This window comes from Streptomyces sp. NPDC051555, assembly GCF_044454405.1.
Taxonomy (GTDB): domain Bacteria; phylum Actinomycetota; class Actinomycetes; order Streptomycetales; family Streptomycetaceae; genus Streptomyces.
Genome location: NZ_JBITDP010000033.1, coordinates 48,887 through 73,508 on the forward strand (window position 1 = coordinate 48,887; position 24,622 = coordinate 73,508).

The window sequence follows — 24,622 nt, forward strand, 5'->3', positions numbered from 1 at the left end:
GCTGCCATCGCTACCGCACCCCCGCGTGAGCATCGTCCTCGGCCTGGATTCGGGAAGCGATTTCCGAAGCGCTGACGCCAAGTGCCTCGGCGAGAACCGGGGCGAAATGGCCGAAGTCGTCAGGGATTTCACCCCACGTGTCCGCGATGCCTTCGAGGTGAGGGACGGTCCCGTTGAGGAGCGTCACGGTCGGTAGGCCATTCGGGTGATCGGGGCTGGCGCCACCAATGAGTCCGCGTACGTACTCCTGGGCCCTGGCGTAGCTGGTGCGAGTGGGAAACGTTCGGGCGAGCACAACGTTGAGGTCTACGGCCTCTCCCATCTCGGCCAGGAGTGCGAAAGTTGTCGTCAGCTGCACCACGTCTCCGACGTACTGCTGAGTCGGAACGATCCCCTTCTTCGTGAGACCCCAGGCCATCTTCAGGACGCCCTTGTCGGTGGGGCCAACGTCGATGATCAGGTGCTTGAAGCCGCGGGCCATCAGGTCGTTTACGAACTTGGGCATCGTCGCGCCGGAGGCAGAGCCGGAGTATCCCACCACGGTCACCAGGCCCGGCCAGCTGTCGCCTGCGGTTGCCTGCCACTTGAGGCATGTCTTGTTGGTTTCGTCGGCGTCCACGAGGAGGACAGGCTCTCCGGTCAGCGCGAGGATCAGCGCAATGTAGACCGAGAGTGTCGTTTTCATGACGCCACCCTTGGCGTTCCCCATCGTCAACCGAACGCCGCCGGGGGTGTTCAAGGCAGCGATCACGGCGGTCTGGAGGGGCTCGGGCAAGCCGTGTACGAGGTCAGCCACCTCAGGGCGAAGGCCTGCCGGAAGGGTGAGGGCTGGATGCGCAGTCTGGGTGGGAATCAGGGCACCGGACGGAGTCGACTCCACCTGAGCTGCACTGTCTCCGGACTGACGTGCAGATCCTGTGGCGAGTTGGTCGGCCATGTGTATTTGACACCTGCTCTTGCGTTGGCGAGTTGCTACCTGGCTGCCGCCTTGAGTCGCCCAGGAAGGCAGCTCGACGTCTGCGTGTGTGCGTGGCCTTGAGTCTCAATTTGCGGTGAGTCCCGAAGCCCATCGGCAGTCACTGCGACTGCTATGGAGAGCGCGGCCTTCCGGCCGCTGTCTCACGAGGCGACAGGTAGTCAAGGTGCTGCACTGGCACAAACGGTGGCGGGGTACAACCGCTTTTCCTTCAAAGCGGCGGGGCCACGCTAGCAGAGAGGGGTGTCGTCTCGGATGGAGGCGCGGCGCCGAGTGAGATGTGCCGGGCTTGAGTCGACTGAAGTGCCGTCCGCTCCCTTGGTCTCCATGTCCGGTGCGGGAGTCTCTGTGGAGGTGTCTTGAGGCTGAGTCTGGCGTAGGGCGAGGTATTCGCTCGGCCGGTTGTGTCCCTGTGTCTCTCTCTGTGTCCCACCTTGTGTCCTAGGTTGTGCATTTGTGAAATAGCAGGTCAAGGGGCATGTTTTGCGAAGTCATTACATTTGAGAAGTGAAGGGAAGGGTGGGTCGAGGGGGTGCAGATCGCGCCGCCGTCGATCGTTTGTGGGGCATACGTTCGGAGTTGAGGAGCTCCATCGATGCGGAGGGGCACGGTCTGGCAGTCGAATGAACGCCGGAGGTGAGCTCTCGAATCGAATATAAGTCCTGGCTTCTGAGGCTTGTGAGTGGCGGGGCTAGAGAGAGCGTGACGCGCAAGCTCTCGGGAAGTGGCGGTTCTGCCCCATATGGGTTGGCGATGTGCTCGAAGACGACGCGGCGTGAGGGTTCCCTCTTGGTGCACGCCGGGGGTCCGGTACTCGGCCTCGGAGAATCCGGCAGCGACTTCGGGCCATGGAGGTACTCAGGTAGGAGATACCGCGGTAGTCCTATCCGGCGGCGAAGGCCTCTCGGGCCCCAGGGCAGGACCGCGTCGGCGCGCGTGCAGTGGGCAGGGGTGAGAGGCCTTCGGGGGCAACGCCCGTGCGCGTTCCCTGGGACGCTCCGGAGCGGCCGTCCTTGTCTGAGCGCGGCGCTAGGCGCAGGCCAGCAGGGTCGGGATGTCGAGGAGTGCTTGGACTTCGCGGTCGACGGCGGCCGAGGCCGCGTCGCAGGCGGCGGGCAAATGAGGCTATCTCGCGTGGTGTGGGGGTCGTCGAGCCGGGGGAGTGAAGGCTTCGGCGGGCGCGATGGGTCCGGGGTGCTCACCCTGTTCCCCCGCCACGTTAACGAAGGAACTCGCGAGCGCCGCGGAGCCTGGTCCGCAACCGCCCCTGTGTTGCGGTGCTGTCGAGGCGCACGTCGAGGGGCCCGGGCAGGGAGGTGTCGGCACGTCGGCCGCTGGGCAGATGGGCGCCGTCGAGCCCTTGGCGCCGGGCGACAAGGACACCGAGGTCGTAACGGCTTAGGGCGTCCGACCCCGCGAGGTGAAACACACCAGCCGCGTCGGACAGCGCGATCTCCCACAGGCCGGCGGCGAGGTCTTCGAAATGGACCGGGCAGCGGATGTCGTCGGTGAACAAGACCCGGTCGCGGGTGCCCTAAGCCAGGGCGTGCACCATGCACTCGTGCTCGGATCGGCCGTGTCCGATGATCAGCGAGGTGCGGGCCACGGCGCCGCCCGGCGCCAGGTGTCGAACCGCTGTCTCGGCGGCAGCCTTCGCAGCGCCGTAAGGGGTGACCGGATCGGGCAGGCTGCTTTCGTCGTAGTGCACGCGCGCACCGGAGAAGACAGCGTCGCTGGAGATATGCAACAGGCGGCAGCCCTGCTCGACGCCTGCCAGCGCCACGCGGACCGCGCCGTCGGCGGTGACTGCCCAGTTGGACTGGCCGCTCGACGCGTTGACCACGACCGACGGAGCCACGTCGGCAATTGGCGTCACGTACAGGGTCCCGGACGTCGAGTGGATGCCAGGCGACACTCAAGGCCTTGCCGGGCCGGGAGGCGAACGTCGCGGCCGTCTCGTGTCCCGCCGCGGTGGCTTGCCGGATCAGTTCCGCGCCTAGGAATCCACTGCCCCCGATGATCAGAACTGTCATGGACCGACACGGTAGCGAACGCGGAATCGCGTTACGACACGCGACGAGGGTTCCTCGCGCGGACCTGCTGTCGGTGGACGTCATAGTCGCTCGAAGGAGGGAGGCGAGGCCGCCGACTCGCGAGCGTCGCACCGTTACTTGGAGGGGACGACATGGACTGGAGAGTCGCGCTGCGGTTCCTAGCCCGCGGGTTCTGTACTGTGCAACATCTCACACGAAATCGCATCAACAAGTGACCGTTCCGGACTTACTGAATGTGTCGCTGGGCAGCGAGCCCGGCCGGGGGAGGGGCTGCCGAGCCGCCCTTGCCCAATCGACCTTGTCCCGGGGCAACGGGCTGCCGCTCTGCCAAATACATCACTCGCACGGCACAGTTGTCGGCACGCCGAGGGCGGGGGAGCCCAGGCGGGGAACGTGTCGATCGAAGGCTTTCGGAGAGCGGCCCGGCATCGCCTCGATGTGCCTCGAGGGGGAAGCCGCGGGACTCTACCCAGCGCCTCTGACAACCGGATGCTCCCTCACAATCCGGCCATGCCGACTGTTTTGCGTCACGCGGGGACAGCTTGCTTCCATGACGCTCACTCACCGCCCTGATCTGCACCTATGCCGGTCTGGGTGGCCGTTGCAGTGAGAGGAAGGAGCAGCGTGTCGCATCCGTTTCGCGTTGACCGTGACCCCTGTGTCCCGGTCCGTGTCCGTGCCGGTCTCACCGAGGACGAGGTTGAGGAGCTGGCCGGTCTGGTCCCGGGGGCCGTGGACGGCGGCACGGTCATCCTCGGCTTGCGGGCTGTGTTCGCGGCCGCGCACCTTCTGTCCGACCTCGATGTGCCCGAACCGCCAGTGGAAGCGATGTGGCGCCGGGTCCTGGCCGCGGTCGCCCTGCGTGTCGGCGGCCTCGAGACCCTGGACGGCGAGGCCTGGCTCGACGACCGCGAGGATCTCCTGGGCCAGGTCCGGTTCGATGCCGACCGGGTGGCCGACTACTTCGACCCGGCGCCGGAGCGGTGGCGCCTGTACGGGGGGCCGCGCCCGTTCCTCCAGGAACCCCGCCTTGCTAACGAGGGCGGTGACCTCGCTCCTCCCGGCCGCCTGGTGATGTCCCGTGCGTCGGGGGCGAACGCGCTGTGGGCGGACTCCACCCCGCAGGAAGTTCCGGTCGACGCGGGGGAGGCGGTCGCCTGGCTGCTGACCTGGCGCGGCTACGGGCCCTCTGGCACGGGTGGAACGCGCCGTCACGGCGGCCGAAACAGCCACATCGCCAAGGCCGGCCCCTACCGAGCCCTCATCTCCTACTTTCCCCACCACCCCGACAGCCTGTTCACCACCCTCGTGCTGTCCGTGCCCGCCCCCAGTACCTGGCCCACGAACCCGGGCCCCGACCGAGCTCCTTGGGAGAGCGAGCAGCTGCCCGACCCGCTCGCGGTAATGCCTCCCGCCGGGCCCGCCTCGCTCCTCGCCGGCCGTGCCGCCCACGCCGTCCTGCTGACCGGTGACGACGCCGGCCGGACCGTCGGATGCCAGATCACCTGGGCCACCACCACCGACCTGCCGCCCGCCACAGACCCGTACGTCATCGAACGCGACACCGGCGGACCCGTACGGGCCTCCCGCAGCCGCGCCGTCTGGCGCGACCTGGACGCCCTCCTACTCCACCAGCGGCCCGGCGACAAGAACACCCTGCGCCGCCCTACCGTCTTCGACCACCTCGCCGAGCTCGACCCTGACCTCCTTGACTGCCTCGGTGTCCGCGCTCTGGGCTGGGACCAGGAGCGCCGCGACCTCGACCGCGCCTGGTACAGCGCCACCACCCCGCCCGTGCTGCGCCACCTCGCCGAAGCCGACCCCGACGGCGCGGCCGCGATTGCCGCCGCCCACCGCAGTGCCGAGACCTGGGCCGGCCACCTGCGCCGCGCTCTCGCTGCGGCCTGGCGCGGCGCCAACACCCTGCGGCACAAGGACGACCAGCCCGGCTTCGTCGACCAAGGCTCCGCCCAGTACTGGGAGCGCGCCGAACCCGAGTTCTGGACCGCGATCACCACCCCCGACACACCCCCGGCCTTCCAGCCCCTGGCCATCACCTGCTTCGACACCGCCACCGCCCCCCTCAAGTCCACCGGCCGCGGCCGGCGAGCCACCGCGCAGGCCCGCGCCCAGCTGTTCCGCGCACCCGGCAAGGCCGTCTCCCGCCCGGCAGCCTGACCCCTTCACGACCACCTGGAAGATCGGCGAACCGATGACCTCCACCACCCCCGACCCCACCGCCGCGGACGACCCTGCCCGGCAGAACACCGAGCCGCCCCTGTGGCTCGCGCGGGAAACCGCCTACATGAAGTACGTCGCCGAGATCTGCTCCACCCCGCAAGGACGGCGCGACCTCCGCGATGGCCTCAACATCCGCCGCCTGGACGAGTCGTGGCGTTTGATGCGCCACCTGCGCCCCCGGATCCCCAACTGGGGCCCCGACGCCACCCTCGCCCACCTCGCCGTCGCCGGCCTCTACGCCCACCAGGCCGCCAACCCCACCACCGAACGTTCCACCCCGGTCCTGTACGACCCCGCGCACGGAAACCTCGGCTGGTCCCTCGAACGCGCCGTCCACCACGGCGTCCTGCGGGAAGAGACCGCCGCCGACCTCCTGGAACGCACCGCCCGCCAGCGCCGCCTCCAGCCCGCACTCGCACTCCTGCACCGGCCCATCACCCGCATGACCGCAGCCGGCATTCCCGTCTCCTGGCCAAGGCTTCTGCGGGACCTGAACGGCTGGCCCAAGTACCGCACCCAGATCGCCGACGCCTGGATGCAAAGCCACTACAACCCCAACCCCACGCCCGACATGAACGCCGCCGAGGAGCTTTCCGCATGAGTCTCACCATCGACATCCACGTCCTGCACGCCTACCCGCTGTCCAACCTGAACCGCGACGAGTTCGGATCCCCGAAAATCGCCGTCCTCGGCGGGGTCGAACGCACCCGGATCTCCTCCGCCTGCCAAAAGCGCGGCTGCCGCATCAACACCGAAACCGTCCTCGGCGACCGGGCCCTGCGCACCCGACGCATCCCCGAAAAGGTCGCCGCCGAGCTGCACACCCGCGGCTGGGACGAGAAGGAAGCCCTCGACGCCGGACAGGCCATCGCCCTGTCCGCCCAGTTCTCCGGCCTCAAGCTCGCCGAGACCGGCACTACCAACGTCATGCTCTTCGTCCCCGAATCAGCGATCACCGGTCTCGCCGACCTCGCCGCCGCCCACCGTGACCTCCTGGGCCAGGCCGCAGAGTTGGCCCGAGCCCAGGCCGATGCCGCCGACAAGACCAAGCCCAAGGCCAAGGCGAAGGGGCCGGCCATCGACAAGGACACCAAGGCCAAGATCGGCGAACTGAGGGACTCCGTGCGCGCCGTCCTGTGTCGGCGCAACGGCTCCATCGCCGCCTTCGGACGGATGCTCGCCAACACCCCCGACGCCACCGTCGACGGCTCCATCGCCGTCGCCCACGCCGTGACGACCCATGCCGGTGAGGAACAGCCCGACTTCTTCACCGCGGTCGACGACATCCCCGGATCCGACAACGGCTCCGCCCACATGGGCCAGCACGCCCACTCCTCCGGCACGTTCTACCGCTACGCCACCAGCAGCGTCGACGAGCTCATCCGCAACCTCGACAACGACCAGGCCATGGCCCGCGAACTCCTCCACGCCTTCCTCACCGAGTTCGCCCGCCACGTCCCGACCGCCAAGAAGAACAGCACCGCACCGTTCACCCCGCCCGCCCTGGTCTACGTCACCGTCCGCACCGACCAGCCCATGAACCTCTCCGGTGCCTTCGAAGCCCCCATCACCGCCGACGACACCTCCGGCTGGACCGCCCCCAGCATCACCGCCCTCGACCGCCACACCGCCGCGGTCAACACCTTCTTCGGCGACAACAACATCTTGGCCGCCGCCCACTCCGGCACCGCCGACCTCACCGGCGTCACGGCACTCGGCACCCACATCCTCCGCCTGGACGACCTGGTGACCACCATCATCGACGCCGCCTTCGCACCGGCGGACAAGCAGTGACCCCCGCACTCCTCCTGCACCTGTCCGGCATGCAGTTCTGGGGAGGCCCCAAGGGCGGTACCACCCGCACCAGCCACCCGCACCCCACCCGCAGCGGCATCACCGGTCTCCTCGCCGCAGCCCAAGGCCGCCCCCGCGGCAGCGACCTCACCGACCTCGACCAGCTCACCCACACCATCCGCATCGACCGGCCCGGACAACGCCTCCTCGACTTCCACACCGTCGGCGGCGGCCAGCCCAAACACCAGACCGCCCCCACCGCCGAGGGAGGACGCCGCGGCAACGCCCTCGTCTTCCGCGACTGGTACCTCCACGACGCCGCCTTCACCGTCGCTATCACCGGCCCCGCCCCCCTCATAGACGACCTCGCCACCGCCCTGCGCGACCCCGTCTACCCGCCCCACCTCGGCCGCCGCGCCTGCCGCCCCGACACCCCCGTCCTCGTCACCACCACCAACGACCCCGACACCGCACTCGACGAGATCCCCCTCCACCGCAACGCCCCCCGCACCGAAACCACGGTGCCCGTCGCCTTCCTCCACGAACACCCACCCACGCCCAGCACCCCCCAGACCCGCACCATCGACGACGCCCCCGTCCCCGGCCGCACCTGGACCACCCGCCGCATCTGGGAAACCACACGCCACCTCCCCGCCACCCGCTGCGCCGGCCTCGGCACCGCCTACCTCAACGCCCTCACCACGCACCGAACCCACTGACAGCCAGACCCCGCCCACGCGGGAATCCCCACCGGAGCACCCCCATGCCCCCCACCGCCCACCTCACCCGCCTCAAACTCAACCCCATGTCCACCGAGGTCGCCCGCGACCTCCGCAACGTCCACTCCCTCCACCGCACCGTCCTCACCCTCGCCCCCGACCACCTCGGCGACAGCCCCCGCCAAGCAGCTGGCATCCTCTTCCGCCTCGAACACAACCCCCGCGGCCAGACCCTCCTCATCCAGTCCCACTACCCCCTCAACCTCGACCAACTCCCCATCGGCTACGCCACCGCCACCGACGAACGCGACCTCAGCCCCCTCCTCACCTGGTGCCAACCCGGAATGCCGATCCGCTACCGCATCCACGCCCAGCCCATGCGCAGCACCCGCCCCGAGCACCCAGAACGAGACGACAAGGGAAGTCTCAAGCGCGGCCGCCGCATCCCCCTGCACGGCGACGAAGCCACTAACTGGTGGCACGACCGAGCCGCCACCGCCGGCCTGACCCCCGACGTCGACACCACCGTCGCTGTCTCCCAACCCGACCTCGCCGGCTGGAAAGACAACCCCAACTGCGCCGGCAAGCGGATACGCATCCGAGGCCGAGTCACCCGCTTCGAGGGAACAGCCACCATCACCGACACCCCCGCCCTCCAAACCGCCCTCACGACTGGCGTCGGCCGAGGCCGAACCTTCGGAGCCGGGCTCCTCTCCATAGCCCCCCTCACCCGGATGTAGCCCCGCGCGTACACACCTGGCCCCAGAGACCTCGAACCTTGATAACAAAAGAGCAAAGCCCTCAGGAACGAGCAGGTCAAGAAGTGTGGAACCCGCCCGCGCGGGAGTCCGACGTTGCACGGCCGGAGCTGGTGGCAGCGCGGGGAGTGGAACCCGCCCGCGCGGGAGTCCGACGGCATCGCGTGGGGAGCAGACCCAGGCGATCGCGTGGAACCCGCCCGCGCGTGAGTCCGACGGCCTACCTGATCGAGCCCGAAGTCCTCGCGATGTGGAACCCGCCCGCGCGGGAGTCCGACGGTCCGCCGCTGGGCCGGGGTGATGGTCGCGCTGTGGAACCCGCCCGCGCGGGAGTCCGACGCCCGGCCCCGATTACTGGGTGGACCGGTCCCTGTGGAACCCGCCCGCGCGGGAGTCCGACGGACGCGCTCGCCTTCGACATGCTGGCCTACGAGTGGAACCCGCCCGCGCGGGAGTCCGACGGACCGGCTCCTGTTCGGTGCGCTGGGCGTGGGGTGGAGCCCGCCCGCGCGGGAGTCCGACGAACGAGGGCTTCAGCGAGGCCAAGCCCTGGATGTGGAACCCGCCCGCGCGGGAGTCCGACGATGAAGATGTGCGTCCCGCGGCGTTGCGGGTCGAGGAACCCGCCCGCCCGGGAGTCCGACGTCGTTCGTCGTGGTGCCCACCCAGTAGGTCTGGTGGAACCCGCCCGTGCGGGAGTCCGGCGGTCTTCATGGACTCGGCGCGGGCGCTGCTGGCGGTGAACCCGCCCGCGCGGGAGTCCGACGCTGCTCCACCACCGCGTCGCGTACTGCTCGCGATTGAACCCGCCCGCGCGGGAGTCCGACGACGCCGGACGACCACGCAGAGCGGAGGCTGCGGTGGCCTCGTGGTACCTGCCCGTGCGGGAGTCTGACGCCGAGCTTGAGACGCCGGGCCTGCGGTGCGAAGCGCTACCCGCCTACGCGAGGGTCCGACGCCCTCGCGCTGGTTTCCGAACTCGTTGCTGCCGTGGAACTTCCCCGGACGGGAGTCCGACGGCCACCGAGTCGCGGGATACGGCGAACTGGAAGTGGAACCCGCCTGTGCGGGAGTCCCACGCCCAAGCGCCCGATGCACGCGGTCGTCACGGAGTGGAACCCGCCCGTGCGGGAGTCCGACGGTGACGAGGCTGCGCTTGAGTTCGGCGCGGGCGTGGAACCCGCCCGTGCGGGAGTCCGACGTCGACGCCTTGGCCCTTGCCGTCGCACTTGCAGTCGAACCCGCCCGTGCGGGAGTCCGACGCGCGAGGACGTGACGTTGATGGAGGACCACCCGTGGAACCCGCCCGTGGGCCGACGGACCCCCGCGTCCGCGGCCAGGCGCGGAAGCCGTGGAACCCGCCCGGGCGGGTGTCAGACGGACTCGTTCAGCACCGTGACGCCGGGCGCGAGGTGGAACCCGCCTGTGCGTGAGTCCCACGTCGTCCTGTCGGTCGCGACCATCGGTCACGGCATTAACCCTGCCCGTGCGGGAGTCCGACGCGCGGCCAGGACCCCGTTGAGGTTGCCATCCAGTGAATCCCGGCCCGTGCGGGAGTCTGACGTTCAGCGAAGAGCCGCAGTTCGAGCAGGGTCAAGTGGAACCCGCCGTGCGGGAGTCGGACGCCGCCACCGTCCTCGATCTTGAAGGTCTGGTTGTGGAATCCGCCCGCGCGGAGTCCGACGACACCGGACGACCACGCGGAGCGGAGGCTGTGGCGGCCTCGTGGTACCCGCCAGTGCGGGAGTGCGATTTGTTTCGTAGTGCCGACCCGTGGCATGTGGAGCACGCCGGTGCAGGAGTCCGATAGGCACGTACCCGTCGAGGGTGACCTCGGACAGGTGGAGCCCGCCACGCAGAGTCCGACGTCCCAGTGCCGGGTATTGCTGTGGGAAGTGCGGTGAATCTCGTTCGTGCGGGAGTCCGACGATCTCCATGAGGGGGATCGCCCACCACCAGTCGTGGAGCTCGCCCGCGCGGGAGTCAGACGGTGATCGAACACCTCCGGAACTTGACTGACGAGTGGAGCCGCCCGTGCGGGAGTCCGACGATCCCCTACGTCCCCTTCCCCGCGCGCCAGGGCCAAGGCCCGGCGTACGTGGAACCCGCCCGGGCGGGAGTCCGACGGTCCGGTCGACCTCGTATCAGCCCGGGACCCTGTGAAACCCGCCCCGCGGGAGTCCGACGGGGATGTACAGCTTGACGCCGGTCGGGATCGCGTGGAGCCGACCCCTGCAGGAGTTTGACGACCTGCGCGGGGGTCCGACGCCTGGCTTGCCCACCGGCCGCCGAGGCTTGCCGTGGATTCCGCCCGTGCGGGAGTCCCACAGTCGTCGAGTACCTGCGGACCATGAAGGACCTGGTGGCACCCGCCCGCGCGGGAGTCCGACGGTCTTCAGGCGAGGCTCGTCCGACAGGATCTTGTGAAACCTGCCCGCGCGGGTGTCCGACGCCCTTGCCGTCGGTGGTCATCTCCATCCGCTTGTGGAACCCGCCCGGGCGGGTGTCCGACGACGAAGCCGGCGTGGATGTCGAGCCAGTTCACGTAGAACCCGCCCTCGCGGGTGTCCGACGCCGATGCCGGCGGGCAGCAGGAATTTCTCGTCGTGGAACCCGCCCGCGCGGATGTCCGACTGTGCCGTCGGTGCGGTGCAACTCGGCGGGGATGTGGAACCTGCCCGCGCGGGAGTCCGACGTACACGGCGAGCCGAGAGGACCAATGGGCCGAGTGTGGAACCTGCTCGTGGGGGAGTCCGACGTACTTCAGGCAGACCGGACCGACTCCACGGGCGTGGAGCCAGGTTGTGCGGGAGTCCAACGGCGCACTCCGCTTCAGCTGCACCGGGGAGGCGGGGTGGAGCCCGCCTGTACGGGATTCCGTATCGCTGGCCGGAGTCCGACGCTCCGCGAGGACGGGGCCCTGGCCGTGGAAATGCGGGGCCGCCCGTGCGGGCGTCCGACGACCACCAACGAGCAGCGAGCGACAGGCCAGGCGTGGAATCCGCCCGTGTGCGGGAGTCCGACGCCGGCTTCGGCCATCTGCGAGATGATCCCGCCGTGGAACCCGCCCGTGCGGGAGTCCGACGGGTGACCGACCGACCGAGGGGATACCCCGACCGTGGAACCCGCCCGCGCGGGAGTCCAACGTCGGCCCGCTCCATCGACGACGTTGCCTTGCGGTGGAACCTGCCCGCGTGGGAGTCCAACGAAGACGAGCAGCACCGTGGACAGCAGGATCACGTGGAACCCGCCCGCGCGGGAGTCCGACGGTCATCGGCCAGATCTCCCACCTCACCGACGAGTGGAACCCGCCCGTGTGGGAGTCCGACGCTGGAGCCGGGGGACATGCTCCTCGCGCTGGCGTGGAACCCGCCCGTGCGGGAGCCCGACGTCCCCGACCATCGCCGTCCCGTCCAGCGGCCCGTGGAACCCGCCCGCGCGGGAGTCCGACGGAATGGGGCGCCCTGATCACCCAAGCGGTGGGGATACGGCCCCCCGCGCGCAGGAGTCCGACGTCGTACAGGGTGGTCAGCTTGTGGATGCCGGAGTGGAGACCCGCCCGCGCGGGGTCCGACGATCCCGGCAACCGCCGTACGCCGCCTCCTGCTGTTGCACCCGCCAGCGCGGGTGTCCCGCGAAGGTGTGGCGCATCAACGTGGTCGAAACCACGTGCACCTGCCCGTGCGGGTGTCCGACGACGGCCACCGCCGTGTCCCTGGCTGGCGCGTAGCGGAACTCGCCCCCCCGCGCGGGAGTCCGACGAGTCCGGACGGCAACTGCGGGCCTGGCCTGTGGAGGAACCCGCCCGCGCGGGTGTCCGACACCTCGGTGGAACTCCTCTTCTGGTCTCCCCGGGTGGAACCCGTTTGTGCGGGAGTCCGACGGAGCCCTTGCGTGCCCGGACGGTGAAGGCGATGTGGAACCCGCCCGTGCGGGAGTCCGACGGGCAAGACCGCCCTGGAGCTCGCCGCGTACACGTGGAACCCGCCCGTGCGGGAGTCCGACGAGCGCATACCAGGTAGCGGTCGATGCCGGGTTGTGGAACCCGCCCGCGCGGGAGTCCGACGGAATGGGGCGCCCTGATCACCGAGCGGTGGAGATATGGCCCCCGCGCGGGAGTTCGACGATGATCACGGCTGGTGAAACCCGCCCGCGCGGGAGTCCAACGGGGTCTGGGCGCTCTGCGATTTCCCTGATCCGGTGGAACTGCCCGTGCGGGAGTCCGCCGGTGCGCTGCGTGGAGATCGACCCGGTCACCGGGTGGATCCCGCCCGCGCGGGAGCCCGTCGGGCGGCAAGCGTCGCCGGAAGCTGGAGTCGACGTGGAACCCGCCCTCGCGGGCTTCCCACGTGCTCGATCATGGACGTCGCCGGTAGCTGGATTTGAATCCTGTCCACGCAGGAGTCCGACGATCACCGGTGGCAAGCCCTGGTACCCGGCGGAGTGGAACCCGCCCGCGCGGGAGTCCGACGACGAGCAGGACCGGCGGGTGCAACCGCTCGCAGTGGAACCCGCCGGCGCGGGAGTCCGACGATCTGCTGGCGGCGGAGGGTAGAGAGGTTCAGGTGGATCCCGCCCGCGCGGGGGTCCGACATGGTGGACGGTCGAGATCGTCTGGTGCTCCGTGTGGAACCCGCCCGTGTGGGGGTCCGACGTACCGGTCCTCGGGGGTCGGCATGTCAGCCGTGTGGAACCCGCCTGTGTGGGAGTCCGACGCAGTGGCGCAAGGATCTTCACGACACGTTGCAGCGGAACCTGCCCGTGCGGGAGTCCGTCGACCACATGGATCAAGAACCAGATCCGCGACATGTGGAACCTGCCCGTGCGGGAGTCCGACGAATGCCTAGGTGTGGATCTGTACCGAGGTTTGGTGGAATTCGCGCGCGGAAGAGTCCGACGGGGACCTGGCGTCCCCGCTCGATCAGAGCGCAGCACAGCCCGCCCGAGCGGGAGTCCGACGATGGGCACCGGCACGAACATCCAGGACCGGGCGTGCAACGCACCCGCGCGGGTGTCCAACGCGCGGGGCCGCACCCGAGAAGAGGATCGAGGAGTGCAACCTGCCCGCGCGGGAGTCCGACGTCGTGGATGTACGAGGCGTGGTAGGAGGACGAGTGGAGCCCGCCCGTGCGGGAGTCCGACGGTCGTCGGGCGCACCCACGTGCTCGCCGCCGTGTGGAACCCGCCCGTGCGGGAGTCCGACGGGTGACCGACCGACCGAGGGGAGACCCCGACCGTGGAACCCGCCCGCGCGGGTGTCCGACGGAGCAGCGGATTGGCCACCCCGGGAGCCGTCAGCGGAATCCGCCCCCGCGGGTGTCCGACGGAGTACCGCAGGCGGTATATAGACGTAGGAGCGCGGAACCCGCCCGCGCGGGAGTCCGACGGCGTAGCCGTCGTCGATGTGGTGGCGGAATCCGTGGATCCCGCCCGCGTGGGAGTCCGACGGACGGTGAGGTCACCTTGGTGACCACCGACATATGGAAGCCGCTCACGCGGGAGTCCGACGTAGGTTAGGAACAGCGGCGGCAGCAGGAACAGGTGGAACCCGCCGGCGCGGGTGTCCGACGTCCGCGACGGTCACGCAGCCGGTGAAGTCACTGTGAAGCCCGCCCGCGCGGGGGTCCGACGTCCACGACGACCGTTGACCTGGCCTGGGAGGAGCGGAACCCGCCCACGCGGGAGTCCGACGCAGTTGATCGAGGCCATGTTCACGTCGATGCCGCAGGTCCCGCCGGCGCAGATGTCCGATGGCGAGCGCGTGTCTCTCCGGCCTGTCCGGACCGTGGAATCCGCCCGCGCGGTAGTCCGACGGTGATTGGTGCCGCGGAGACCCTGCGGATCGTGTGGAACCCGCCCGCGCGGGAGTCCGACGGAGCACCAGGAGCCGATGACCGACGTGAGCCAGTGGAACCCGTCCGTGCGGAGTCCGACCGGACCGGACGGCCGCTGGCGCAATCTGGACTCGTGGAAACCTGCCCGCGCGGGTGTCCGACGTCGTGGGGCCGGTAGGTGGTGGCGTAGCCGAGATCGAACGCGACCAGCGCGGTGTCCGACGAACACTTCGGCATACAAGGCGGCGGCGAGGACATGAAATCCGCCCGCGCGGGTGTCCGACGACGTTGCCGAGTTCGTCGAGGTCTAGCAGCAGGTGGAACTCGCCCGCGCGGGTGTCCGACGCAGACTGGCGATGCCATCCCGACCGGCGTCCGGTGGAGCCCGCCCCGGCGGGAGTCCGACGCAGGCCCAGGCGGCCAAGCTCCAACTGGAAGCGTGGGTGTCCGACGAGACCGGCGATTCCAGCCGCCAGGCTGGACATGTGGATCCCGCCTGCGCGGGAGTCCGACGTGGTCCTTGCACTCCTGGTCGCTGATGCCGGGGTGGATCCCGCCCGTGCGGGAGTACAACAGCGATCGAGATCTCCAGCCACAGGGACTCGCCGTGGAGCCCGTCCGCGAGGGATCCGACGGTGGCCAGGACCCGGCTGGGGTCGCCGGCGTAGTGAAGCCCGCCCGAGCGGGAGTCCGACGTTGGCGCGTGTGGCGAGGGCCACCAGGTTCAAGCGGAACCCGCCCGCGCGGGTGTCCGACGTGCTCGATCATGGACGTCGCCGGCAACTGGATTTGGAACCCGCCCGCGCGGGTGTCCGACGCAGCTCGGCCTGGTCAACAAGCTGATGATCGTGTAGATCCCGGCCCGCGCGGGTGCCCAACGATGTCGACCTCGGGCGGATTCTTTCGAAATTCGTACCGCCCGCCCGCCCGCCCGCGCGGGTGTCCGACCATGGCCATGTGGGGCAGAGCCCACCACGAGTCGGACAGCCCGCTGTTGCCGTGGGCCCACGGCGGCGCAGGCCAGCATGCGCTCCGGCACGGTCCGCTACCCGCCCCTGCGGGAGTCCACCGATCATCACGGCGACGACTGCGCCGCCGACGAGGTACGGCTCCGCCTGTGCGGGGGTCCGTATTCCGGTGCTAGCGGGCGGTCGCATGAGGAGTAGCCCGACTCGTGCCAGGGTCCGTCCTTCGCGACTGGGCCATCTCGTGTGTCCTTTTCTCTTACGGTTTGAGGTGATCTTTGCCATGGTCTTTGAGTTGTGTTCCTGTGTGTGGGGAAAGTCTGACGAGTTGCCTGCTCCGTATCCGCTGGGCTGTCATTCGCTGGATACCGCGGCTGTCGCGATGCTGCTTTGGGACGTTCATCTCTCGGTAGGCCAGCGCCGTTTCGTGGCCGAGTCCTTCAGGGTCCCGGAGCGGCAGGCGCGTGCGCTGGTGGCGTTCTGGGCTGGTCTCCACGACTTGGGAAAGTGCTGTCCTTCGTTCCAGTCGTCCCCGACGGGGCCGGAGCCGGAGTTCTTGCAGCAGGAGGAGTTTGCTTCCCCCACGGGCTGGATGAACGAGGGTGCTGTCCGGCATGAACGGGTGACCCATCTTGTTCTGCCGTCGATCCTGGCCGACTACGGGTATGACGCCGCGTCGCGGCCGGGGAAGTCAGTGGCCCATCAGGTGGCGCAGATCCTCGGGGGCCACCACGGGGTCTACGGGCTGATGCTGGACCGGGCGACGCTGAGGCACCCGGAACGGGCGGAACCGCGTGTCGGGACGGCGCCAGGCTGGCGGGAGCAGCGGGCCGCGCTGGTGGACGTCGTGCACGCGGCGTGCGGACGGCCGACCGCGCCGCGCCGGGTGGCGCCCGCCGGCGCTGCGGTGCTGGTGACCGGGCTGGTGGTCCTCGCGGACTGGATCGCCTCCGGCCATCCGTGGGTGCGTGCCCGCCAGGACGACTGGATGGCGGCCGAAGACGAGGACTGGCAGGCCCACTTCGAGCGGGCGTACGCCGCCGCGGGCCCGGCTGTGGAGAAGCTCCAGCTCGCGGCACCGCAGTGGGCGCCCGCATCCCGGTTCCAGGACGTCTTCCCGGAGATCACCCACCCGTACCCGCTGCAGGCCGACATCGCCGCCCGCCTGCCTGGCCTGGTGAGCGGCGCGGGCATTTTGCTGGTGACCGCACCGACCGGTGACGGCAAGACGGAGACCGGGCTCTTCGGCGCCCGCCTCCTCGGTGCGGCGGCCGGCCAGCCGGGGCTGGGGGTGCTGCTGCCGACGATGGCCACGACCGACGCGATGTGGGACCGGGTCCGCGCCTACGTTCGCCGTGCCGCGGCCGTAGACACGCCGGTCACTTTGCTGCACGGCATGGCCTGGCTGAAGGAGGCGTACTCCACGGACGCCCCTGATGCCGAACTCTGCGACGACGGCGTGTCCACGACAGCGGGCGACTTCGTGCGCCGCAAGCACCTCGGTCTGGCCGCTGGGACCGCGGTTGGGACCTGGGACCAGGCCGCGATGGCCTGCCTGCCCATGCGGTTCAACACCCTGCGCTGGCTCGGCCTGTCCGGCAAGACGCTGATCATCGACGAGGCCCACGCCTACGACGCCTTCGGCCACGCGCTCACCGTCCGCCTGCTCCAGTGGCTCGGCCACCTAGGCGCCCCGGTCGTGCTGCTGTCCGCGACCCTCGCCGGCAGCCTCGCAGAGCGCCTGGTCCACGCCTACCTCGAGGGCGCCGGCCACACTGCACTGGAACCGATCACGCCGTCCTACCCCGGGTGGCTGTTCGCGGATGCGGCCACCGCCACCGTGACCGCCTCGGCGACGATTCCCAGCACCCGCGCGCACTCCCTCGCCGTCGACCAGCTGCCCGTGCGCCACACCCACGACCTCCACGTTGACGACGGCCGCGCCGCACACCTCGCCCGACTCCTTACCCCGCTATACGAGGCTGGCGAAGACCCGGGCGCTGTCCTGGTGGTCTGCAACACCGTGCCCGACGCGCAGGCCACCTACCAGGCACTTGCCGCCCGCTCCGGTACCCGCACCCCCAACCTGCTGCTGCTCCATGCCCGGATGCCGCAGTGGCAGCGCGAGGACCTCACCCGCCAACTCCTCACCCTCCTCGGCCCCCGCGCACAGCGCCCTCGCGAGCCGTGGATCGTGGTGACCACCCAGGTCGCCGAGCAGTCCCTCGACGTCGACTTCGACCTCGTCATCACCGACCTCGCTCCCCTCGCCCAGCTCCTCCAGCGCGCCGGGCGCGGACACCGCCACATCCTCGGCGGTCGCGGCTGCCGGCCGAGCTGGGCACCCACCTCGCGCCTGGTTGTCCTCGCACCCGCCGGAGAGCTCCCTCCTCCGGCGTGGGGCAACGTCTACGACGCGGCCCTGCTGCGCCGCACCCGCGATCTACTCGCCGAGAAGGCCGGCCATCCGGTCGCCATCCCGGAGGACGTCACCTCCATGATCGAAACTGTCTACGCAGACCTCAACAGCCTCGCCGAGCTGGCGCTCCACGACGACCACCGCAGGGCCGGCCAGGACGCCGCGCAGGCCGCGGCCGCCGACACCGCCGCCATCCCCGCCCCCGGCACCCTCACCGACCTGTACCCGATCACCGACCGTGACCTCGACCCCGACCTGCTCACCACGCGCCTCGGCGCCGATTCCGCCCGCCTGCTCCCCGTCTACCGCGCAGCCGACGGCACCACCTGGCTCGACCCCCAGTGCACCCGCCCACTGCCGATGCCGGCCCCCGGCCACAAACGCCTCACCCGCGCACAGGTCGCCGACCTCGCCCGCCTGAGCGTCCCCGCCCCCGGCACCTATCTGGCCGTAGGCCCCGCCACCGCCGTGCCCGGAACATGGAACAAGACCCCACTCGCTCGCGAACTGCGCCTGCTCCCGCACCGCGTCCTGTCCGACGGACGCGTCCAGGGCCACCGAACCGAGCGGCACATCCTGCGCCTCGACCCCGTTCTGGGTCTGGTCCGCACCGCCGTCCGATGAATCGTGCGGTCCAAGCCGCTCCCTGCCCGCGGTGGGGAGGACGAACCCCCGTTGGCCTCTTCACAACGTGCTTCCGATCCTCACGGCAACCGAGTCAAACCGTCCCTGTCGCTGCTGAGCTACCGTCGAAGCATGCCGTTCCCGGAAGTTTTGATGCCAGCAATGCCGCCGATGATGCTCTTGCCCGGAGCTTGTCTTGCGATGGCTTCGGTACGGCGATACCAGCGATTTGGGCCGATCAATAGCCGTAGTCGATTGGTCGCCATGCTCCAGGCGAGCTCGATGGCGGCGTTGGTACCGGCTGGCCTGATTGCCCTGGTGGCTACCACGGCAATCGGGCTTCGATCCCCTGGCTGGGGGCTCCTTATCTCCAGCATGCTTTCGCTCATGGGGTGCGCCACGGGCTGGTGGATAGGATCTGTCACCTACTGGCATCGTCCAGCCCTTCCCCCTCTGGACGGACCTGACATTGCCGAATCGGCTGAGTTTACTGACGACCGCCGCCCTAATTAGGGGATGCGGCCGAGCAACCCAGCCGCAGCTGCGGCCGACGCCCGCATGGCGACCGTTTGCCGATTTCCGGCCCCGGCACTTATCTGGCCCAGGGCCTCGCCACAGCGGGGCGCTGTCAGCGCCGCCGGTTAGGGTGCTCGGGTATCCAGGGGACGAGGAGAAGCAGATGATCACCGGACACTTCAGCGTGCTGGACGTCGTTGTGGTGGCGCCCCCGATCCTTGCGGCCGTTCACCTGCTGCTGCCCTGGCTGTTCAAGGTGCGCCCTTCCGTGCTCGGCCGTCGAGCGGCGGTGTTCGCCGGCGTGTGGGCCCTGACGTGTGCGGTGGCGCTCGCTGCGCCCCGGCTGAGTGAATCGCTCGATGGTGAGCTGGGCGGGGGGAGGCCTGCGGTACTCGACTCCGTGGTCTTCGCCGTTGCTGCGACAGTGGCGATCGCCGTGGCGGTAGCCGTTGCCGCGGTGAGTGTGGTCCGTGCGTGCAGGCGGCACGTCCGGCTGCGGCCGGTGGCTTCGGCGGAACTGCCCGTGCTCCGCGCGATCCTGGCTGAGACGGACCGGCGGGAGCCCGATCTCGACTTTGACTGGGTGGCGTGCTGCCTCCGGGAAGCGGAGACGTTCCTTGGATCGGGGCATGGCTCGGCGGCCGTGTGGCAGTTGCACTCGGCTGCCACGGTGTTGTCCGGCGTCAAGGACCAGGCCGGGGCGGGCCGCCGGGCGGCGGAGGTTCGTGACCGTCTCCAGTCCGCCGGGCAGGAGGAGAAGGTCTTCGACGTTCGCAGTCCGGGCTTTCACTCGGCCGTCTGAACAGCACAGCCCAGAACCCCGCCGTGCACATCGAGCGCGGCGGGGTTCTGGGCTGTGTGGGGATGGGGCCGGTTCAGCCGGTGGAGTCGTCGAAGTCGAGGTGGGCCAGGAGCAGCACCTCCCGGCGTCCGAGGAGGTCGTCGGGATCGCCGTCGGCCCGGTACAGAGCCAGGGCCGCCTCGGCGAGCGTGAGCAACTGGGTGCGGGAGAGTGCGTCGTCGACTTCCATGGCGTGTGGGCGGTCTTGGTCGAGGTCCTCCAGGACTTGCGCCAGGAAGGCCAGCAGGGGGCCGGCCTCGGGCGACAGGACCGTGTCGGCCGGATAGTCGCGGTTGTGGAGGGTGTGGGCAGTGTGGGCCAGGGTGACCAGGTCCGCGAGGGTGAGATCGGCGAGGGTCACCGGCACGAGCGCGGAGTCGGGCAAGCCGAGCACCCTCCACAGCCCATCCGGGGTGCGGCCGTCAAGGCCCAGCGCCGTGGTGGAGCGCGGGCACGGGCCCGTGGGCGGGAGCAACTCCGCGCAGCCCACGGTCCGGCAAAGTGCGGTGTCGGAGAGCGTATTCGGGATGAAGCGCAGCTCGGTCCGGCCGTCGCCGGTGAGCACGTTCAGCGTCTGGGGGTACGCACTCCACACGCTGCCAGCGGGATGGCCGCGCAGCACCCGCCGGGCAGCGAGCAGGACGTCGAGACCAGGCAGCTCCCGCTGTTCGTGGTCGCCCGGCAGCACCCAGCCGGTGGTGGTGCGTACGTGGACGAGATAGTCGGCGTCGGCGTCGATCAACTGGCGGGCGGCGGCGTAGGCGCGGCGGGGCGTCATCCCCGAACACCCGGGGTGAGGAGCCGGGAGTGTTCGTGTTCGCCGCCGTTGTTCACCTCGACGAGCAGCAGACCAGGCCCTTCGCTCTGGTCTTCGACGTGGACGTACGGCACCGAGGTGGCGGCGCCCCACCGGGCGCGCCGGCGGATGAGGACGCTGACGCCGAAAACCTCGATCTCGTAGACGTCGCTGGGGGTGTTGTCCTTGGGGGAGGCGTCGATCACGGTGATCGACGCGTCGCGGATGCGGTGGAGTTCAGGGTCGGACACGGTGTGCTCCAGGGCAGAGGGACGTACGGGATGGGCCGTGATCAGGAAGCCGGCCGGAGCCACGCAGTGCACCGGACGGGGTGAAGCGCGGGTCCGGAGCAGGCCTCGGCGCGCACGGCCAGAAGCCGAGCCGCTACGCGGGGCCCGCCCGCCGCACGTTCACTCCGGCGCGGCGGGCAGCCGGGCGTGCCGGAGTTCCGCGTGGTGAACGGATGCGGTGAGCGCGACGCGGTCCAGGTCGGTGGCGGCGCAAGCCGCACCGTTGGTGGAGGTGGTACGGGGGTCTATCCGGTGGGCGCGGCGAGGTAGGAGAGCAGCAGCTGAGCGGCGGGGAACACGTGCCCGACGCGGCCTTCCTCATTCTGCGCGGCGTAGTGGTCCGCCTCTTTCCTGTCGGCGGTGATGTAGCGGGCGAGGTTCTGCATGGCGGCGCGCACATCCGCCGGAAGCAGTGAGGCGGGTGCGCCCCGTGAGGACGAGCCGATATAGAGGACCGGCGCGCCATCGACCTGGTCCAGGCACACGGTGCCCGGTTCGATGGTCAGCGCACGCACCCTTACCTCCGGCCCACCCGGACGCGGTGCGGCGATCTCGCCGCCTGCAGTGCTTTCGACTTGCGCCCAGGCCAGCTGCACGGTCGGGGCCGTGGTGTGCAACGTGACGGTGGCCAGGGCTACATAGGTGAAGTCGTACGCGGCGTGGACTTCACGTTCGGCGGCCGATGGGGTGGGAGACGCGTAGGAGTCGGGGTCCAAGGCGATCAGCGCGTCGGCGACCGCCGGGCCGAGCCGTGAGCGGAAGAGGGCGGAGTCCCGGAGCAGCTGGACCTTCTGCTGCGGGGTACGCGCGGCAGTGATCGCGTCGATTGCGCGGTGGTCGTCGGCGTCGTCTCCGGCCCATTCGGCGGCCTCGTCGAGTACCGCGTTGAAGAGCGCGACGGCCGTCACGTCGTTGGAGGGCATAGAGGTGTCCTTCTGCGGGGCTGTCGGCCGCGCCCTCGTCAGGTTGGTCGGGAATCGACGGGGCGCGGCGGCAGCGGGTAGCGGGGTCAGGGCAGTGCGGGGATGGGGTGGGACAGGCTGAGGCGGGTGTGCGGCAGGTCGTTGTTCCAGGTTTCGACGCAGTCGGGACAGGTGGCCAGCCGGGGATCGGCCGCGACGGCGCGGGGCAGGCCGTCGCACCGTGCCGGCGCGGGACCGAGGGGTGCCAGCGTGTGGGGGAGGGGCCCTGGCTTCCAGCGCCGGGGGTCGGTCAGAACGGAAATGCACGCGTCGGCGGACGGGGCCGGAGAGGCGTTGTCGACGGCGGCGGCCAGCTGGAGCAGCCGGTCTCGCAGCTCGTCCTTGGGGCCGTAGATGACGATGCCGTTGCCGCCGCCGTTCCATATGGCGACGGCGATCGCGCCGACCTTAAGGGCTCCTTCAATGTCCACGCCGGGGTAGAGGAGTTCGGCTTCGTTGGTGACGTGAGCCCATTGGTTGCTCATCTGGGATGGTCCTTCGCGATGGGGCGTCTGGTAGGTGGGGGAGGGGCGGCTGTTCGGACGCCCGGCGTGGGGTGCTCAGTTGGGGTTCGACGGGTTAGAGGATGGTGAACTCGCCGGTGGCCAGGTCCACGATCAGCCGGGAGCCGTCGACGGGGTCGGTGAAGCTGGAGTAGTCGCGAAGCGGGGTCTCCACGTCCGTGCCCGCGTAGTCGACGAGGGTCTCCACACTCGTCTCCCCGGCCCTGTGCACGGCGACGGCGTTGTCGGACCAGCACACAGGGTTGCAGTCGTCGTTGGACGTGCCGAACCTGATGGAGGTGACCGGGTCCGGGCAGTCGGTCAGGCCGTCGCCGTACAGCGCGGCACTGTCTTTGCGCAGCAGTTCCAGCAGGCACTTCCGGGCCAAGTCGGTGCGGAGGGTGTCGATGCGGCTGGCCACAGAGCCGAGCTGCTTGTCGTCCAGGTCGATGAGGAGCCGGTCGATGATCGCCTCGGTCGTGGGCATGAGCGCGTCCGGCAGCGGGGCGGCGGGGTACGGGTACACGGGGGTGTCCTTTCCGGAGGGGAGACAGAGGGGCCGGCCCTATGGGCGGTCCGGGCGCAGCAGTTAGAAGGTGACGGGCTGGACGTCCCAGACTTCGTCCTCGACCACTGCGCCGTCCGGCTGGGCGTACTCCTCGTACGCCCGCTGCACGGCGTCACGGTGGTGGGTGACGTCGAAGACCACGGCCCAGTCGGCTCCGTCGGCGAAGGCGGGCCCGGTCAGAGCGTCGATGGCGTCCTGGTCGTCGGTGACGGAGTGGGACTCGGTGATGGTCAGTGTGCTGCGGCTGAGGCGGCCGATCAGAAGGGTGTTCACGGGTACTCCTGGGGTCTGCTGCCCAGTGCGCGACCGGGCGGCGCGAGGGGGCTGGGCTAGCGGGGGAGGGCGACGCGGAGGATGTCACCCGTCTGCGGGGGGTCGTACTCGCTGATCTCCGTCAGGGCGTCAGCGACCGCAGTCCTGCTGAAGTCCTGGTCGTGCCGGATGCCGTGAGGCTGGTCGGTGAAGTAGAAGCTCGTCCCCGTGATGGCCCACGCCGGGCCGTCCTCGTATTGGGTGGTGATGCGGAAGGAGACGGCCGCTGGGCGGGGTCCTGATGGCCGGTCCTGGAACCACTCGCGCAGCTCGGAGCGGAGGTCTTCCAGCAGTGCCCCGTACGCGCCCGGGGCCACGTCAACGGTCCACAGGCGGGCCTTCCCGCACGCGGTACACAAGCCGAGGTCCGGGGCGTTCGCGGCTCGGCAGGTGCAACGCCACATCAGGCCCGACGTGATCGCGGCTTCGACCATGACGGTCTGCTCGTGGGGCTGAGTGGTCTCCAGGAGCCGTGCCAGGACGGCGATGGTTTCGGTGGCGGGCTGGGCGAGGGTGCGGGGCACGGGTGTCCTTCCGACGGGCCTGCCCGGAACGTGGCCGGACGGCGGGGGAGCGGGCGTGAACGGGAGGTGAGCGCGTGGCCTGCCTACGGGCGGGGCGCGGATTCCCAGCGGACGGGCACGCGCGGGTCGACGACCAGCTGGGAGCGCGTCGGGTCCTTGCGCCAGATCTGGCTCTTGATCCACTTGTGGATCTTGCGGTACCCGTAGCGGCTGCGGACCGGGCTGTAGGTGATAGGGGAGTGCGCGGGGATGTGCTCACCGTCGATGGACAGACCGGCGGTGATCTCGGCCCGCTTCCGCCAGCCGCCGTCGGAGAAGCACCTCACCCGGACCTCGGGTCTGCCCGCACCGTTCTCCACACGCACCAGCAATGCCGCGCGGGACTGGACCCCGGGGGCGTCGTGGCCGTGTTCGATCTCCGCCCGCACGATCCAGGCGCCGTGGTGAGTAAGGAACTTGCTGCGGATGGCTTCGGGGGTAGTGGGCATGTCGGTGCCGCGCATGCGGGGACTCCTTGAGGAGGGGGGGCCGGTGCGCGCAAGAAGGCGCAGCCAGGGCCTTGGGATGTTGGACAGAGTGAAGACTTCATCGGACGTTCTGAGCTGGCACTGATGCTCCGTGCGATGTCCGAACCGAGAGCCGCACGCGCGTTTCAGCAGCCGCTCGTTTCAGCGCGGGGCCGCCCTTTCGGCGATGTCCCACTCCGCCGCGCGGGTCCACTCACGCTTTTCGCGGGCTCGCTCGGTTCCGTGATCAAGCTCTTTGGGGTTGTGTCCCCGGCAGCAGTAGTCCCGGGACTTGCCCTGAGCGGTCATCATCCGTGCCATGGCTGCCCTACCTTTCTTTGTGGGTTTGAACTGGTCATTCGTAAGATCGGTGGACCCAGGGGTTCCGGGTATGGCTGCCATGGTGTCGCCGTGAATGGC

The 24,622-nt window shown here is 69.9% G+C and carries 18 protein-coding genes and 1 pseudogene; 7 read left to right on the forward strand and 12 right to left on the reverse strand.

What is annotated here, in order from left to right:
• Nucleotides 1-10 precede the first annotated feature (10 nt).
• Entirely contained in the window at nucleotides 11-796 is a 786-nt protein-coding gene (locus ACIBEA_RS39245) for an AAA family ATPase (RefSeq protein ID WP_399268310.1), read from the reverse strand.
• Between the two features lie 1,399 nt (nucleotides 797-2,195).
• Nucleotides 2,196-3,009: pseudogene (locus ACIBEA_RS39250) on the reverse strand (SDR family oxidoreductase).
• Between the two features lie 645 nt (nucleotides 3,010-3,654).
• On the opposite strand from ACIBEA_RS39250, the gene casA reads away from it, so the two are divergent.
• From casA to cas3, 6 genes are all read left to right on the forward strand, one after another.
• The gene (casA, locus tag ACIBEA_RS39255; RefSeq protein WP_399268312.1) at nucleotides 3,655-5,208 is read left to right on the forward strand and encodes a type I-E CRISPR-associated protein Cse1/CasA; all 1,554 of its coding nucleotides are present in this window, start codon (nucleotides 3,655-3,657) and stop codon (nucleotides 5,206-5,208) included.
• A gap of 34 nt (nucleotides 5,209-5,242) precedes the next feature.
• The gene (casB, locus tag ACIBEA_RS39260; protein ID WP_399268314.1) at nucleotides 5,243-5,872 is read left to right on the forward strand and encodes a type I-E CRISPR-associated protein Cse2/CasB; all 630 of its coding nucleotides are present in this window, start codon (nucleotides 5,243-5,245) and stop codon (nucleotides 5,870-5,872) included.
• Complete coding sequence (gene cas7e, locus ACIBEA_RS39265; protein WP_399268316.1) at nucleotides 5,869-7,065, forward strand: type I-E CRISPR-associated protein Cas7/Cse4/CasC; 1,197 nt, start codon at nucleotides 5,869-5,871, stop codon at nucleotides 7,063-7,065. Before casB ends, cas7e begins: the two co-directional genes overlap by 4 nt.
• Nucleotides 7,062-7,784 (forward strand): type I-E CRISPR-associated protein Cas5/CasD, encoded by a 723-nt coding sequence (cas5e, locus tag ACIBEA_RS39270; protein WP_399268318.1) that lies wholly within the window; start codon nucleotides 7,062-7,064, stop codon nucleotides 7,782-7,784. Before cas7e ends, cas5e begins: the two co-directional genes overlap by 4 nt.
• Nucleotides 7,785-7,828: 44 nt before the next feature.
• A complete protein-coding gene (gene cas6e, locus ACIBEA_RS39275; RefSeq protein WP_399268320.1) occupies nucleotides 7,829-8,524 on the forward strand; it encodes a type I-E CRISPR-associated protein Cas6/Cse3/CasE in 696 nt (231 codons plus the stop codon).
• A gap of 7,100 nt (nucleotides 8,525-15,624) precedes the next feature.
• On the forward strand, nucleotides 15,625-18,384 hold the full coding sequence (gene cas3, locus ACIBEA_RS39280; protein WP_399268322.1) for a CRISPR-associated helicase Cas3': 2,760 nt from the start codon (nucleotides 15,625-15,627) through the stop codon (nucleotides 18,382-18,384).
• Between the two features lie 119 nt (nucleotides 18,385-18,503).
• On the opposite strand, the gene ACIBEA_RS39285 is transcribed toward cas3, so the two are convergent.
• On the reverse strand, nucleotides 18,504-18,773 hold the full coding sequence (locus tag ACIBEA_RS39285) for a hypothetical protein (RefSeq protein WP_399268324.1): 270 nt from the start codon (nucleotides 18,771-18,773) through the stop codon (nucleotides 18,504-18,506).
• A gap of 290 nt (nucleotides 18,774-19,063) precedes the next feature.
• Here ACIBEA_RS39285 and ACIBEA_RS39290 point away from each other — a divergent pair, with 290 nt between their 5' ends.
• Nucleotides 19,064-19,702 (forward strand): hypothetical protein, encoded by a 639-nt coding sequence (locus ACIBEA_RS39290; protein WP_399268326.1) that lies wholly within the window; start codon nucleotides 19,064-19,066, stop codon nucleotides 19,700-19,702.
• Between the two features lie 73 nt (nucleotides 19,703-19,775).
• Here ACIBEA_RS39290 and ACIBEA_RS39295 read toward each other — a convergent pair whose 3' ends face one another.
• From ACIBEA_RS39295 to ACIBEA_RS39335, 9 genes are all read right to left on the reverse strand, one after another.
• Nucleotides 19,776-20,519: a hypothetical protein gene (locus tag ACIBEA_RS39295; RefSeq protein ID WP_399268328.1), complete on the reverse strand. Its 744-nt coding sequence runs from the start codon at nucleotides 20,517-20,519 to the stop codon at nucleotides 19,776-19,778.
• Nucleotides 20,516-20,788: a hypothetical protein gene (locus ACIBEA_RS39300; RefSeq protein WP_399268330.1), complete on the reverse strand. Its 273-nt coding sequence runs from the start codon at nucleotides 20,786-20,788 to the stop codon at nucleotides 20,516-20,518. Before ACIBEA_RS39300 ends, ACIBEA_RS39295 begins: the two co-directional genes overlap by 4 nt.
• Nucleotides 20,789-21,072: 284 nt before the next feature.
• On the reverse strand, nucleotides 21,073-21,750 hold the full coding sequence (locus ACIBEA_RS39305) for a hypothetical protein (RefSeq protein WP_399268332.1): 678 nt from the start codon (nucleotides 21,748-21,750) through the stop codon (nucleotides 21,073-21,075).
• An 86-nt stretch (nucleotides 21,751-21,836) separates the two neighbouring features.
• Nucleotides 21,837-22,274, reverse strand: a complete 438-nt coding sequence (locus ACIBEA_RS39310) for a hypothetical protein (RefSeq protein ID WP_399268334.1) — start codon at nucleotides 22,272-22,274, stop codon at nucleotides 21,837-21,839.
• Nucleotides 22,275-22,368: 94 nt separating this feature from the next.
• On the reverse strand, nucleotides 22,369-22,818 hold the full coding sequence (locus ACIBEA_RS39315) for a hypothetical protein (RefSeq protein WP_399268336.1): 450 nt from the start codon (nucleotides 22,816-22,818) through the stop codon (nucleotides 22,369-22,371).
• Nucleotides 22,819-22,881: 63 nt separating this feature from the next.
• Nucleotides 22,882-23,133 carry a hypothetical protein gene (locus ACIBEA_RS39320; protein WP_399268338.1) on the reverse strand — a complete coding sequence of 84 codons (252 nt, stop codon included), beginning with the start codon at nucleotides 23,131-23,133 and terminating at the stop codon, nucleotides 22,882-22,884.
• Between the two features lie 56 nt (nucleotides 23,134-23,189).
• Nucleotides 23,190-23,696 (reverse strand): hypothetical protein, encoded by a 507-nt coding sequence (locus ACIBEA_RS39325; protein ID WP_399268340.1) that lies wholly within the window; start codon nucleotides 23,694-23,696, stop codon nucleotides 23,190-23,192.
• A gap of 83 nt (nucleotides 23,697-23,779) precedes the next feature.
• Nucleotides 23,780-24,199 (reverse strand): hypothetical protein, encoded by a 420-nt coding sequence (locus tag ACIBEA_RS39330; protein WP_399268342.1) that lies wholly within the window; start codon nucleotides 24,197-24,199, stop codon nucleotides 23,780-23,782.
• A 165-nt stretch (nucleotides 24,200-24,364) separates the two neighbouring features.
• Nucleotides 24,365-24,622 (reverse strand): hypothetical protein (locus tag ACIBEA_RS39335; protein WP_399268344.1); only part of this gene is annotated, 258 nt, incomplete at its 5' end.